This window comes from Paenarthrobacter nicotinovorans, from assembly GCF_007670255.1.
Taxonomy (GTDB): Bacteria; Actinomycetota; Actinomycetes; order Actinomycetales; family Micrococcaceae; genus Arthrobacter; species Arthrobacter nicotinovorans_B.
The window spans coordinates 260,366-273,385 of record NZ_SZVS01000004.1; the positions used below are offsets into that span (position 1 = coordinate 260,366).

Genomic DNA, 13,020 nt, shown 5'->3' on the forward strand with positions numbered 1-13,020 from the left:
AATCCACAGAATGTAGGCAACACCAATCGCAAGAAGGAAACCATGACAACGGAGTCACTTATTGCCGAGCCCCGGCTCAAGGGGCGCATAGCGAAGTCGGTGCTCACGGGTATCGGCGCTTTCGTCGTAGTGGGCGTCTACGTACTCGTCAGCTCCATTGAGCTGGGCCTCTGGACAACCCTCGGCCCCGGGCCGGGAATGTTCCCCTTCGCCATGGGCGTCCTGCTGGTGGCCATGTCTGTCCTGTGGCTCCTCCAGGAGCTCCGGAGCCCCAGCGAAACGCCGGACGGTGTGGACGGGCGTCTGGTGATCGCCGTCGTCGTAAGCCTCGCGGTCCTGGCCGCAGTGCTCGACCTCATCGGCTTCCAACTGAGCATGTTCCTCTTCCTGCTCTACCACCTGAAGGTGCGCGGACGCCGCGGCTGGGTTTCCTCGCTGATCATCGCGGTGGCCGGCAGTTTCGGAGCGTTCTATGCCTTCAACTACGGACTTAACGTCTCCCTGCCGACGGCGGGCATTCCCCTTTTGAACTCGATCGGACTCTAGCCGTGGATACACTCAACGAACTCATGGGCGGCTTCGCTGCCGCCATGACGTGGCAGAACCTGATTTTTGCCTTCCTCGGATGCCTCCTGGGCACCATCATTGGCGTGCTGCCCGGAATCGGGCCGGTGGCCGGCGTCGCCCTCCTCATCCCGCTGACCATGAACCTGGACGCGACCGGCGCCATCATCATGCTCTGTGCCATCTTCTATGGGACGGCGTACGGCGGAACCATCACCAGCGTCCTGCTGAACACTCCCGGGGAAGCGGCCTCGGCGATCACCACGATCGACGGTTATGCGATGACCAAGATCGGCAAGGCCGGAGCGGCACTGACCATCGCCGCCGTCGGGTCCTTCGTGGGCGGAACCATAGCCACGCTGGGCCTCGTGGCCGCAGCCAAGCCACTGGGCGAGATGGGCCTGCTGGTCGGGCCGCCGGAGTTCTTCGCCCTCATGGTGGTGGGAATCTCGCTGCTCGTGGCGCTCGCCGGAAAGTCCATGGTCAAAGCGCTGATCTCCGGTGCCCTGGGCCTGCTGATCTCCATGATCGGCATCGACCCCGTGGCAGGCGCACCCCGCTTCACCTTCGGCTCGGACAACCTCTTGGACGGCGTCAGTTTCGTAGCCGTGATCGTCGGTGTCTTCGGCCTGTCCGAGATCCTTTCCTACCGCAAGGACACCAGCACGTCGGTGGTGCACGCTCCGGGGCTGCGCTCCTTGCTCCCGAACCGGACCGAGTGGCGCCGCAGCACACCATCGATGGCACGCGGAACCGGCATCGGATTCGGGCTGGGACTGATCCCGGGCATGACCGGCTCGGTGTCCTCGTTGCTGGCCTACGGTGCGGAAAAGAAGTTCTCCAAGTACCGCAACGAACTGGGCAAGGGTGCCATTGAGGGAGTCGCTGGCCCTGAGACGGCCAACAACGCCCACGCCAACGCGGCACTGATTCCCCTCTTTACCCTTGGTATCCCGGCGTCGCCGACCATCGCTGTTCTCATGGGTGCGTTCCTCCAGCAGGGACTGACTCCGGGGCCGACCCTCTTCACCGAGCACTCCGAGATCGCCTGGGCCATCATCGCCAGCCTCTTCATCGGCAACCTGTTGCTGCTGCTCCTGAACGTTCCGTTGGTAGGCCTGTGGACCTCGATCCTCCGGGTGCCTGCACCGATCCTGACCGCACTGATCCTTCTCTTCATGGTGATCGGCGCCTACACGATCAACTTCAACGTCTTCGATGTCTTTGTGATGATCGCCTTCGGCTTGCTCGGCCTTGCCCTGCGGCATCTCGACATCCCCCTGGCCCCCATGGTCTTGACGCTTGTCCTGGGTCCCCTCATGGAGCGCTCGCTGCGTGAGTCGCTGGAGATCTCCCAGGGCGACTTCGGAATCTTCCTCAACCGTCCCATCTCGGTGGTGCTCATCGGCATCGGGTTGCTGATCGTCCTAAGCCCGCTCCTGAAGCTGCGCAAGCCGAAGGCGCTCACCGAGGACCCGGAAACCTAAACCGCAACCACTCACCCCCAACCCATACTTCAAAGGAGAAGAACCATGCCCCGTACGCGCGTGATCGCAGCTTTCGCTGCCGTAACCCTGATGGCCCTCACGGGCTGTGGTGCCAACGCCGGTGCCGCGAACAACACAGCAGACGATTTCCCCAAGAAGGGAAAGTCGATCGACCTGATCGTTTCCTTCTCCTCCGGTGGAGCCGTGGACACTGCGGCCCGACTGGTCCAGCCGATCCTCGAAAAGGAACTTGGCACCAACGTCGAGGTCATCAACAAGCCTGGTGCCGGTGGCCAGATCGGCTACACGCAGCTGACCAGTGCCAAGCCGGACGGCTACACCATCGGCGCCACCGGTTCCCCGTCCGTGGTTGTTTCCCCGTTGGACCCGGCCCGTGGTGCCAAGTACACCCGGGAAAGCTTCCAGCCGCTGGGCCGCCAGGTGATCGACCCCACCGTGATCGCGGTCCAGCCGGACAGCCCCTACAAAACGCTCAAGGAACTCCTTGACGCCGCGAAGGCAAAGCCCAAGTCCATGACGGCCAGCACTACGGGCCTCCAGACCGGCGAGCACTTCGCACTCGCGCAGATGCAGGAAACCACGGGAGCCGAGTTCGCCCCCGTGCACTTCTCCGAGGGCGCGTCCCAGGCAACCACTGCCTTCCTGGGCAGGCACGTGGACATCCTGGTGGCCAACGTCAGCGATGTGACCGACCTGTCGAAGCAGGGCAAGGCCCGGGTGCTCGGCGTCATGACGGCGGAACGCGCTCCGTCCCTGCCGGACGTCCCCACGTTCAAGGAATCCGGCTACGAGCTTGAAGCAGGCACGGTCCGTGGCTATTCCGCACCGGCAGGCCTGCCCGACGCCGTCGCCAAGAAGATCGAAGCAGCCCTGCAGAAGGCGATCGAGGATCCCACTGTGGTCCAAAAGATGAAGGACCTGGGCCTCGAGACGAGCTACCTGAACGGCGCGGACTACAAGCAGTTCTGGGCCTCCCAGGAAGACGGCTTCAAGAAGGTCCTGCCGATGGTCCAGAAGAAGGACTAGCCGGTCCCCGCACCATTTAGAAAGAAGACACACCATGTCCACTCCCGTCCTCGAAGACCTCGATACGAACTTCCCCCGCCCCGACCATGACGTTCTTGGCCGCCTCGCGAAATTGCCCGCAGCCAACATCGGCGATGCCATGGACCGCCTGGGGGTCGCCGACTCGGCCATCCAGGCAATCTGGTCCGGCGCACGCCTGGCTGGACCGGCCTTCACCGTCTGGACCCGCCCCGGAGACAACCAAGGCATCCACCGGGCCCTCCAGCTGGCCCAAGCCGGCGACGTCATTGTGGTTGCCGGTGGAGGAGATGAATCCAGGGCCCTTCTTGGCGAACTGATCGGCGAGCGGGCCATTAACCTGGGGATCGCAGGCTTTGCCATCGACGGCGCTGCAAGGGACGCCGAGGCCTTGGGCGAGATCGGGATGCCCGTCTTCGCCCGAGCCATCACGCCGGCCGGCCCCTACAAGAACGGTCCTTCGAGACTTGGCACCCCCGTCTCCTTTGGCGGCGTTCCCGTGCTGCCCGGAGACATCATCATCGGCGACTCCGACGGCGTGGTGGTCGTTCCCCGCGAGCAGGCGGCCGCCGTCGCCGATGCTGCCGAAACCGTCTTCGCAGACGAAAGCAACCGCCGCGCCGCGATCATCGCGAACCGCCAAAAATAAGGCACCGCACCACGGCTTGACCTGCCTGGCCGAACCTCCCGGCCCGGCAGGTCCCTGTCGCCGTGCCCGCTGAAGCTCCAGCCCTGAACCCCGAACGAAAGACAAGATCATGACAGTTTGCACCGTTATTGGCCTCGGAGAAGCCGGAGCCACCTACGCATCGGCACTGGTTGCCGCAGGTCACCAGGTCAAGGGTTTCGACCCCGTGGCGCCCACCACCCCGGCCGGCGTCGTCCGCGCCTCCACCGCTGCGGAAGCTTGCCAGGGAGCCGACGTCGTCCTGGTCCTGACGGGAGCAGCGGCAGCCCCGGCGGTCGCAGCGGAATGCCTTCCGTTGCTGGCCAAGGGCAGCTGCTATGCGGACCTCACGTCCTCTTCACCGCACGTGATGCAGGAATTGAGCCGGATCCCCTCCGAGGCGGACTTTGCCGACGTCGCGATTCTTGGTCCGGTTCCTACGCAAGGCGCCAAGACTCCGCTGATGGTCAGCGGCCCCGGCTCCGAGGCTGTAGCCGCTCTGCTCGCTCCGCTGGGTGCCGACGTCGAAATTGCCGACGGCGAACCGGGCGCTGCGATGGCGCATAAGCTTTTGCGGAGCGTCCTGATGAAGGGACTGGCATCGGTGGTGGTTGAGGCCGTCACCGCGGGCCGGGCAGCCGGGCTCGAGGGCTGGATCCGGGACCAGATCGCACGTCAGCTTGCCGGCGACGGCCAAGCCGTCATCGATCGGTTCCTGGTAGGAACGGCAAAGCATGCGCAGCGCCGGTCGAAGGAAATGCAGGACACCGCGAGCTTCCTTGCGGACGACCTGAAGGTTCCAGCCGAAATGACGACGGCGGCAGCCGCGGCTTTGACACGGATTGCCAGCGAAGCGGTAGAGCCGGTGGCGGCAGTGCGCTGAGCTGCAGTATTGCGCTCACGGATACAGCAGGAAGAATCGGGACTAGAGAAACAATGAAGTACTCAGCGGAAACGCGATCCCTGTCAGGAGCAGCACCATGATCGGCATCTGGGCCCTCGGAGCCTACCTCGCCGCGATCCTGCTCTGGACCACGCTGTTCAAGCGCAGCGTCGGGGAAGCCATGATCATCGGTTTCCTGGTGGTGTTGCCGTTCACCGGCGCTGCCGCGGCACAGGTTGGCTGGTCATCGCTTTATTCGGCCGTCACCGATGAGATTGTCTACGCCACCATGGCCTTCGTGTTCATGGGCTATCTGTTGGACAAAACCGGCGTACTCGACAAGCTGATCGATCTGTTGAACTCACTGATCGGCGGGGTGAAGGGCGGCCCGGCCTGGGTGTCCACGGTCGCGTCCGCCGGGCTTGGCGGGGTGGTCCACAACCAAGCCGCTATCGCCGCCACCGTGGGCTCGGTGACCATTCCGTGGATGGAAAAGTCCAAGCTGGATAAGCCATCAGCAGCGACACTTGTTGCCGGCAACGCGGGCATGGGCATCACGTTCCCATTCAGTGCGTCCATGTTCGTGCTGGTGGGATCCGCCACGGTGGGACCTTTGCTGAACGTGAACGACCTCGTGCTGCCCTTGTTGATTGGCGGTTTGTGGTGCTTCCTGCACCGGCTGATTGTCACGTGGCTGTTGGTTCGCAAGAGCGGAATGGCGCCACTGGATCCTGCCCACCGCCTGGCTGTCCGCACGGCTTTCGGCCAGGGCTGGGCAACGCTGCTCCTCTTTGTAGTGGTGGCAATTCCCCTGATCATCACCTCCGGCGCCATCGCCTCGGCGTTGTCCGACTGGACAGGAGGAGACGTCACCAAATCCCTCAGCATTATTGTGTGGATTCCCGTGGTGCTCATCATCACCGGCGCCTTGTTGGGCCGTAAGTCCCTCCCCCGGAACGGGCGGGCCTGGTGGAACCTCCTGCAGAATTCAGCGCCGCGGTTCGGCGTCGTGGGCATTACCGTGGTGTTCGCGTTTGCCGGTGCCAACGCCTTGGCCGCCACCGGGCTGCCGAAGCAGATGACGGCGTTGCTTGGCCAGATGAATCTGCCTTTGTGGCTCCTTGCCATCCTGATCGGGCTGATCGTCATCGCCGTCGCTGCGCCGCTGTCCGCGACGGCGACGATGGCCGCCGTCGGAACTGTCGGCGTCGCTACGCTTGTGGCCGCCGGTGTTCCGGCAACGACGGCGGCTGTGGCGGTACTGGTTTTCTCCTCCTGCGAAGCTGCGGTCCCGCCGGGCGGGGCACCGTTGTACGTGGCGTGCGGCATCGCGGACGTCAATCCCATCAAGACCTTCTCCAGGCTCCTCACGCACTATGCCCTGCCCTTGTTGGGTATCGGTGTGCTGATCATCCTGGGCGTCCTTCCCATCTAAGGAAATACCCATGCAACAGCTGCGACGATCCGTCCAGGCAGTCTTCGTCATTACCCTCGGGCTGCTTCTGGCAGGAGGGGTGTTGTTCGTGGCCGGCCAGGCCCTCGGCCTGGTTGTGGGCCAGGGCAGTTGGTTGGCGTTCCTCAACGAGTTCTTCAAGCCCGGCATGTGCATTGCGGCTTCGGTGTGCGCCGTGGCCGGGTTCCTGCTCAGCTACAAAAGCCCGCAGCGTGCGGACGTGAAACAGGAAGCGACCACGCGATGAACTACCCTTCATATGCCCAACTGCTCCAGCGGGAGGGGCAACTTGCCGGCACTTCCTGGAACCTGTTCCCCGACAAGGACCGCGGAACGCCGTCGTTCATCACCCCTGAGGCCGTGCTCTCGGCCAAGGACTGCATCCGCACCGGTGGGGTCTTTGGGCTGGACTACGCGGCAGATGCGTTCGACCCCGGCATGTCCCTCAAGCGCGGCGCTCCACGGCACATCATCTACTCGGCACATCCGGCCCACCGTGACGACTACCTGGACGGCTACTACCTGCAAGGTTCCACCCAGATCGACGGACTCAGGCACCGCCGGGCGGATGACGTGGGCTTCTACAACGGCACCCCGGACGGCTTGGTCTGCGAAGGTACTGCAGAGCTGGGCATCCAGGAGTGGGCAGAGCAACCCATCGTCGGCAGGGGTGTGCTGGTGGACCTTGAAGGCTACCGAACTGCTGCCGGGGCGCCGATCGACCACGAAGCCGGTGAACCCCTTGGCTTGGAGCTGATCCAAAGCGCTGTTGAGGCGCAGTCGCTCGCGTTGGAACCGGGGGACATCCTCATGCTGCATACGGGCTGGTGCGAGTGGTTCCTCGGGCTGCCATCGGACAAGAAGCAGGGGGTGCGGGCAAGCCGGAAAGCAACCGGAATTGCACAGAGCGAAGAGTTCGTGGCCTGGGCCTGGGACAACCGGCTCTCGGTTCTGGCTGCCGACAACTTCGCCTTCGAGTGCCTGCCGGCTGTGCCGGACAGCCCCTTCCTGGAATCGGCTCCCAATGACAACGGGATGATGCACCAGCAACTCCTGGCCAAACTGGGCATGCCGCTTGGCGAACTGTGGAAGCTCGGACCCTTGGCCCGGCACATGCGCACCACGGGCACGTGGGAAGCCTTCGTCAGCATCAAACCGCTCAACATCGTTGGAGGCACTGGTTCGCCGGCGAATGCCATAGCCCTGCTCTGAAGCGGCTAGCCCGGCTACTCTGGAACTCCCAGCTCTACCCCGGAGATGAAGGGAAGCCATGAAAATCGTTGTCATCGGCGGCAGTGGCCACATCGGCTCGTTCCTGGTGCCCAGGCTTGTTCGTGGCGGGCACGAGGTGATCAGCGTCAGCCGGGGGACCAGGGCGCCGTACACGGATTCCCCCGAGTGGCAGCAGGTCCGCCAGGTGACAGCGGACCGTACGCACGAGGACCTGGCAGGCACCTTCGGCGACCGCATAGCGGGACTGGGTGCCGACGTCGTGGTTGATCTGCTGTGCTTCACGCTCGACTCCGCCACAGCGCTGGTAGGTCGGCTCCGTGGCGGGGTGGGACATCTCCTCCACTGTGGATCCATTTGGCGGTATGGCGCCAGCATCAAGTTGCCAATAGCGGAGGGCTCTCAATCCGCCTTGGAACCCACGGACGACTACGGTATCCAGAAGCGCGACATTGCCCGCATGCTGAAGGAGGAGACGGCGTCGGGCGGCCTGGTCACCACATCCTTGCATCCTGGCCACATTGTGGGTCCCGGCTGGCATCCGGTGGGACCGTTGGGCAATTTCGATCCCTCTGTCTGGCAGAAGATCTCCGCCGGGCAGACAGTGCAAATGCCCGGGAGCGGCACGGAATTGATGCACCACGTCCATGCAGACGACGTCGCCCAAGCGTTTGAAAAGGCGATCCAGCGACGCGAAGCCGCGGCCGGCGAAGACTTCAACATCGTTGCGCCGACAGCTTTGAGCGTACGGGGCTTTGCGGGGCTTGCTGCTTCCTGGTTCGGCCAGGAACCGCGGTTTGAAACCGTGGGCTGGGAGGAATTCCGCCGGAACACACCCCGGGAGCACGCCGAGGCGAGCTGGGCGCACTTGTCCCGCAACCACTGCCTGACCATCGAGAAAGCCAAGTCGCTGTTGGGCTATGCGCCGCGGTATGAACCGGAGCAGGCTGTTCATGAGTCCGTCCAGTGGCTCATCGGGAACAAACAACTCAGCCTCGCCGAAGGGTAAGCCCGTGTACAAGGCACCTGCCAAGGAGGTGACCGATACGTGGCTTGACCACGCGTTCTTTATCCTTGGCGGCGTCGCGTCAGTCTGGCTGGCCTTTCTGCTGGTGGGCGAGAGCTTCCACTTGGGGTGGGGCCAGTTGTGGTTCTACTTCTTCTTCTGGGCATTCCTTGCCTATCTTCTTCTGCCCCGGCTCCACCGCATCCTCACCACGATCTACGTTCCCGGCTACTTCATCGGGCGGGCCAGGACCAGCGACGGGCTGCTGGGTGACCCCGTGAACGTTGCGTTGCTCGGTGACGAGCCGCAAGTTCATGCCATCATGCGGGCCGCGGGTTGGACGCAAGCGGACGACGTCACCCTTGGCAGCAGCCGCCGCATCATCAGCTCCACCATTTTCCGGCGCAGCTACTCCGAGGCTCCGGTCAGCCCGCTGTACCTCTTCGACCGGCAGCAGGATTTCGCCTATCAGCAGGAAGTGGACAACAACCCGGGCAAACGCCATCACGTCCGTTTCTGGCGCTGCCCCGACGGTTGGCTCCTTCCCGGTGGGCACAAAGTGGACTGGCTCGCCGCCGGAACCTACGACCGCAGCGTCGGCTTCTCACTTTTCACCCTCCAGATCACGCACAAGATCGAACAGAACACGGACGTTGAGCGCGACCACATTGTTCGGACAGTGTCCGACGCCGAGCCTGCTGTGACGGTCCAGGTGATCAAGGACTTCTCCACCGGCTACCACTCACGCAACGGCGGCGGGGACTCGATTTCCACCGACGGCGACCTCCCCATCATCGACGCGCGCCGGGTGGCGGTCCCGGCGAACCAGCCATCCCGCCCAACGGACAGCCGCGACCGACGGCCGGCCCCCACCATGATGGGAGCCGCGTTGGTGGTGGCCAGGTCCATCGCGGCCTTCGTCCTCGCCATGACGCTCTTGACCTCCTCCGAGGTGTTCACGGAACTCACCACCGATGGCGACCCCCTTGACCCACAAACGACGACGGCGGTGGTCACCTTTATTGCCGTGGTGGTCCTGCTGTTCGGGCTGGGTGAGATTTTCCTGGCTTGGCGGATTTTCCTCGGCAGCAACGGGGCGCGCGTGATCGCCATGGGGTTGAGTTCCATCTCCGTGGTGGTGCAGGCCATCGACTACTTCACGGAAAGCGCCAACATCACCCTGGAAGCCGGCCTCTCCGGCCTGGCTACTGACATCCTCGTCCTCCTGGCACTGTCCAGCCAGCGGGCCAGGGTGTACGCCAAGCGGCAGCGGGTTCCGGCGGTTCCACCAACGCTTGCCCCGAAGCGTCTGCAGGCTGGTCGCTAGTACGTACCTCCGCCACCTGCTTTGGGCCTCCAGGCCGCCGAAATCGCTGGAAAATACGGAGTGTTGGCGCTTCCCGGGGCTCAAAGTGGGTCGTGGCGGCAGGGACTCTTCAGCTTGGCTCAATAGACTGGCCCTGCCCGGGCTGCTCACACTGCGCTGAGCCCCGGTGATCATCGAATACTGAATTGGGGACCCACGTCTTGACTGCTGTACATCCGAAAATAACTGTTGTTGTGCCCACCTATAACGAGCGGGAGAACCTGCCGGTGCTCGTCGCGCAACTTCAAGCACTGGCCATTCCACAACTCCACGTCCTGGTTGTTGACGACAATTCACCCGACGGAACAGGGACGGTGGCGGACCAGCTGGCAGCAGATTCCCAGGGCGCAGTGTCCGTCCTGCACCGAAAGGAAAAGAACGGGCTGGGACGGGCGTACGTGGCCGGAATGACCCAAGCACTGGACGTGGACGCCGACATCATCATCCAAATGGACGCCGACTTGTCCCACCCGGTGTCCGCTATTCCCGTCATGCTCGACCGGATCAGGACTTCCGATGCCGCACTCGTCATCGGTTCGCGCTACGTCCACGGCGGTTCCACTGCTGCGGAATGGCCCTGGCACCGGAAGGCGCTCTCGGCTTGGGCGAACTTCTACGTGGGCGCGATCCTGGGCTTGAAAGTCAAAGATGCGACCGCCGGGTATAAGGCCTGGACGGCATCTACCCTGCGCCAGATAGATGTAGCGTCCATCCAAAGCGACGGCTACTCATTCCAGGTCGAGATGAACTACCGGGCAGCCCGCCACGGCCTCAAAATCATGGAGGTTCCAATCCACTTTGAGGAGCGGGTGGAAGGGGCCTCCAAAATGGATCTGCGCGAGCAACTTGAGTCGGCGCTCACCCCGTGGAAGCTCCGCTTCCAGAAGGCAGAAGCACCTGCCCGGGTGACCGCCTCTTAACGGCCCGACGGCGGCACTCCTGGTGAGTGCCGCCGTCGGGCGCGTTTTCCACATGAGCGAGCGTTCGGCTCAAGCGGGTGGGATGTGAGTGGGCGTTCGGCTCAAGCGGGTGGGATGTGAGCGGGCGTTAGGCGGTGACGGCCAGGGCGTCGATCTCCACCAGCATGACCTCGTGCGGCAGGTCCACGAACACCGTGGTGCGGCTGGGCAGCAGGCCGCTGGGGACGTTTTCCAAGATGAATTCGCCGTAGACCTCGTTCATGGCGGCGAAGTCGTCGCGGGTGGTGAGGTAGACACGGAACATCAGCACGTCCTCCACGGAGGATCCGCCGGCTTCGAGGATGGCCTTGACGTTTTCCAGGGTGCGGCGGGTCTGGACGCGGACGTCGCCCTCGCCGATGTACTGGTTGGTGGCCGGGTCCATGGGGCCCTGGCCGGACACCTGGAACATGCCGCCCTTCTTGATGCCCTGGGAAAATACGTGTGCCGGGGCGGGGGCGTTTTCGGTAAGTACTATGGTCTTCTCGCTCATGCGGGTTTCCTTTCGTGGCTGATCCAGCCGAGGTCGTTGGAGATGGCCTCGGTGCTGGCTTTGAGGTCGGGCAGCAGCTCCAGCAATCCTTCATAGCTGAGCATCACTACCGGTACCGAACAAGAGGCTGCGGCCACGACGGCGCCGCTGGCATCGCGGATGGGGGCCGCGATGCAGTGCACGAAGGCTTCGTGCTCGGCGTTGTCGTGCGCCCAGCCTTGTTCCTTGACCAGCTCCAGCTCTGCCAGGAGGGCAGAGGGCGAGGTCAGGGTGTTTTCGGTGACTTTGACGTAGTCCAACCCCGCGGCGATCTTTTCCTGCCGGCTGCGCGGCATGTCTGCGAGGAGGACCTTGGACACAGCGGCCGAGTGCAACGATGCAGTCAGGCCGATGCGCGAGTACATGCGGACGGGGTGGTGGGACTCGAACTTGTCGATGTAGACCACCTCGTTCCCTTCAAAGGCGGCAAGGTGGATGGTGTGTCCGGTCTTGCCGTTGAGATCGGCGAGATGCGGGTGTGCCACCTTGCGGATGTCGCGTTGTTCCAGCGCCAAGGAGGACAGTTCGAAGAGCTTCGAGCCGAGCATGAACCGCTGGTCCTCGTCCCGCACCACGAGCCGCTTCTCCTCAAGGGCGTGCAGGAGCCGCATCACGGTGGTCTTGTGCACGGAGGCCTTGGACGAGAGTTCGTCCAGGGTTGCTGGTTTGGCGGCGAGTTCGCCAAGCAGGTCGATGGCCCGCATCAGGCTCTGGCTCAAGGTGTCACGCTCCGGGTGGTGTTGAAATGTCCGTCTTCAACATGGATAGCAGCCCAAGCGGCATCGGAGGAATCGAGGATGGCCGCCAGTTCTTCCGCCGGAGGCAACGGCCCCCGATCGCCGTGGACCGTCAGTGTGCAGGCGGCGGCAACGTGGCCGCGGCGGAGGCTCTCCTTCTGGCCCAGACCGTACAGCAGGCCGCTGAGGTAACCGGCGGCGAACGAGTCACCGGCGCCAACAGGTTCGACGACGGCGACGGATAGCGCGGGGACCTCTTCCCGGGTGCCGGCTTTGTCCAGCGCAATGGCACTGATGGCTTCGTTCTTGATCACCAGCACACCGGGCTCCGGCATGAGCCGGCGGAGTTCGGCTTCGTCGGTGGTTCCGAACGCGTGCTCGGCCTCGTCTTTTCCAACCAGTACGACGTCGGCCAGGTTCGCCAGCCGCTGCAGGACGGCGCGATCCTGTCCTGCCCAGAGGGCTGCCCGCCAATTGACGTCGAAACTGATGATGCGTCCGTCGCGGGGCGAGGTGAGCAACTCTTCGAGCAGGGAAAGGCAATCGGGGGACAGCGCGGCGGTGATCCCGCTCAAATGGATCAGCGATGCGTTGTCCAGCAACGAGGAGACTGCAGGGTTCGAAAGAGTGTCCGGTCCCATGGCCGAAGCCGCTGATCCTTGCCGGTAGTACAGGACTGAACTGCCGCCGTCGGGGTCCGACTCCTGGGCCGGCACCTTGACGTAGAGGCCGGTGGGCCGCTCGGCGTCGACCTCCACTCCGGTGACTCCCACGCCGTGGTCGCGGAGGTCGTTGAGGATGCGGGTGCCGAAGCCGTCGTGCCCGACGCGGCTGACCCAGTGGGTCTGCAGGCCCATGGCGGCAAGGCCCATGGCGACGTTGGATTCCGCACCGCCGATCCCGCAGTGAAGCTCGGAGGCCATGTGCAGGGGAACGGCTTGGGCGGGGGTCAGCATCGCCATCGTTTCGCCGACACATACAGCTGAAAGCACTCGTTCTCCCATGGTTCGCGCGCTTCGCAGCGGCCTTGACTCTCGATCCGCCACCATGTTAGACATATCACCATCAGGT

14 protein-coding genes are annotated in these 13,020 nt (G+C 63.8%); 11 read left to right on the top strand and 3 right to left on the bottom strand.

What is annotated here, in order from left to right; all coding sequences use genetic code 11:
- Positions 1-42 precede the first annotated feature (42 nt).
- The 11 genes from FDP28_RS08445 (at position 43) to FDP28_RS08495 (ending at position 10,641) form a co-directional block, all read left to right on the top strand.
- Entirely contained in the window at positions 43-546 is a 504-nt protein-coding gene (locus tag FDP28_RS08445; protein ID WP_144660503.1) for a tripartite tricarboxylate transporter TctB family protein, read from the top strand.
- A gap of 2 nt (positions 547-548) precedes the next feature.
- Positions 549-2,051: a tripartite tricarboxylate transporter permease gene (locus tag FDP28_RS08450; protein ID WP_144660505.1), complete on the top strand. Its 1,503-nt coding sequence runs from the start codon at positions 549-551 to the stop codon at positions 2,049-2,051.
- A 45-nt stretch (positions 2,052-2,096) separates the two neighbouring features.
- A complete protein-coding gene (locus tag FDP28_RS08455) occupies positions 2,097-3,098 on the top strand; it encodes a tripartite tricarboxylate transporter substrate binding protein (RefSeq protein ID WP_144660508.1) in 1,002 nt (333 codons plus the stop codon).
- Positions 3,099-3,132: 34 nt separating this feature from the next.
- A complete protein-coding gene (locus tag FDP28_RS08460; protein WP_144660510.1) occupies positions 3,133-3,765 on the top strand; it encodes an RraA family protein in 633 nt (210 codons plus the stop codon).
- A 109-nt stretch (positions 3,766-3,874) separates the two neighbouring features.
- Positions 3,875-4,666: an NAD(P)-dependent oxidoreductase gene (locus FDP28_RS08465; protein ID WP_144660512.1), complete on the top strand. Its 792-nt coding sequence runs from the start codon at positions 3,875-3,877 to the stop codon at positions 4,664-4,666.
- A gap of 97 nt (positions 4,667-4,763) precedes the next feature.
- Positions 4,764-6,101 carry a TRAP transporter large permease subunit gene (locus FDP28_RS08470; RefSeq protein ID WP_144660514.1) on the top strand — a complete coding sequence of 446 codons (1,338 nt, stop codon included), beginning with the start codon at positions 4,764-4,766 and terminating at the stop codon, positions 6,099-6,101.
- A gap of 10 nt (positions 6,102-6,111) precedes the next feature.
- Positions 6,112-6,366 (top strand): hypothetical protein, encoded by a 255-nt coding sequence (locus tag FDP28_RS08475; RefSeq protein ID WP_144660517.1) that lies wholly within the window; start codon positions 6,112-6,114, stop codon positions 6,364-6,366.
- Complete coding sequence (locus tag FDP28_RS08480) at positions 6,363-7,331, top strand: cyclase family protein (protein ID WP_144660519.1); 969 nt, start codon at positions 6,363-6,365, stop codon at positions 7,329-7,331. The genes FDP28_RS08475 and FDP28_RS08480 overlap by 4 nt, the downstream gene beginning before the upstream one ends.
- A 58-nt stretch (positions 7,332-7,389) precedes the next feature.
- Positions 7,390-8,358: an NAD-dependent epimerase/dehydratase family protein gene (locus FDP28_RS08485; protein ID WP_144660521.1), complete on the top strand. Its 969-nt coding sequence runs from the start codon at positions 7,390-7,392 to the stop codon at positions 8,356-8,358.
- A 4-nt stretch (positions 8,359-8,362) separates the two neighbouring features.
- Positions 8,363-9,682: an LssY C-terminal domain-containing protein gene (locus FDP28_RS08490; RefSeq protein WP_144660523.1), complete on the top strand. Its 1,320-nt coding sequence runs from the start codon at positions 8,363-8,365 to the stop codon at positions 9,680-9,682.
- Positions 9,683-9,882: 200 nt separating this feature from the next.
- On the top strand, positions 9,883-10,641 hold the full coding sequence (locus tag FDP28_RS08495) for a polyprenol monophosphomannose synthase (protein ID WP_144660525.1): 759 nt from the start codon (positions 9,883-9,885) through the stop codon (positions 10,639-10,641).
- Positions 10,642-10,768: 127 nt separating this feature from the next.
- On the opposite strand, the gene FDP28_RS08500 is transcribed toward FDP28_RS08495, so the two are convergent.
- From FDP28_RS08500 to FDP28_RS08510, 3 genes are read right to left on the bottom strand one after another with little or no spacing between them, the layout of a single operon-like run.
- Positions 10,769-11,173 (bottom strand): RidA family protein, encoded by a 405-nt coding sequence (locus FDP28_RS08500; RefSeq protein WP_144660528.1) that lies wholly within the window; start codon positions 11,171-11,173, stop codon positions 10,769-10,771.
- Entirely contained in the window at positions 11,170-11,931 is a 762-nt protein-coding gene (locus tag FDP28_RS08505; protein ID WP_186313560.1) for an IclR family transcriptional regulator, read from the bottom strand. The genes FDP28_RS08500 and FDP28_RS08505 overlap by 4 nt, the downstream gene beginning before the upstream one ends.
- Complete coding sequence (locus FDP28_RS08510) at positions 11,928-12,941, bottom strand: sugar kinase (protein ID WP_144660530.1); 1,014 nt, start codon at positions 12,939-12,941, stop codon at positions 11,928-11,930. The genes FDP28_RS08505 and FDP28_RS08510 overlap by 4 nt, the downstream gene beginning before the upstream one ends.
- Between the last annotated feature and the right edge of the window lie 79 nt (positions 12,942-13,020).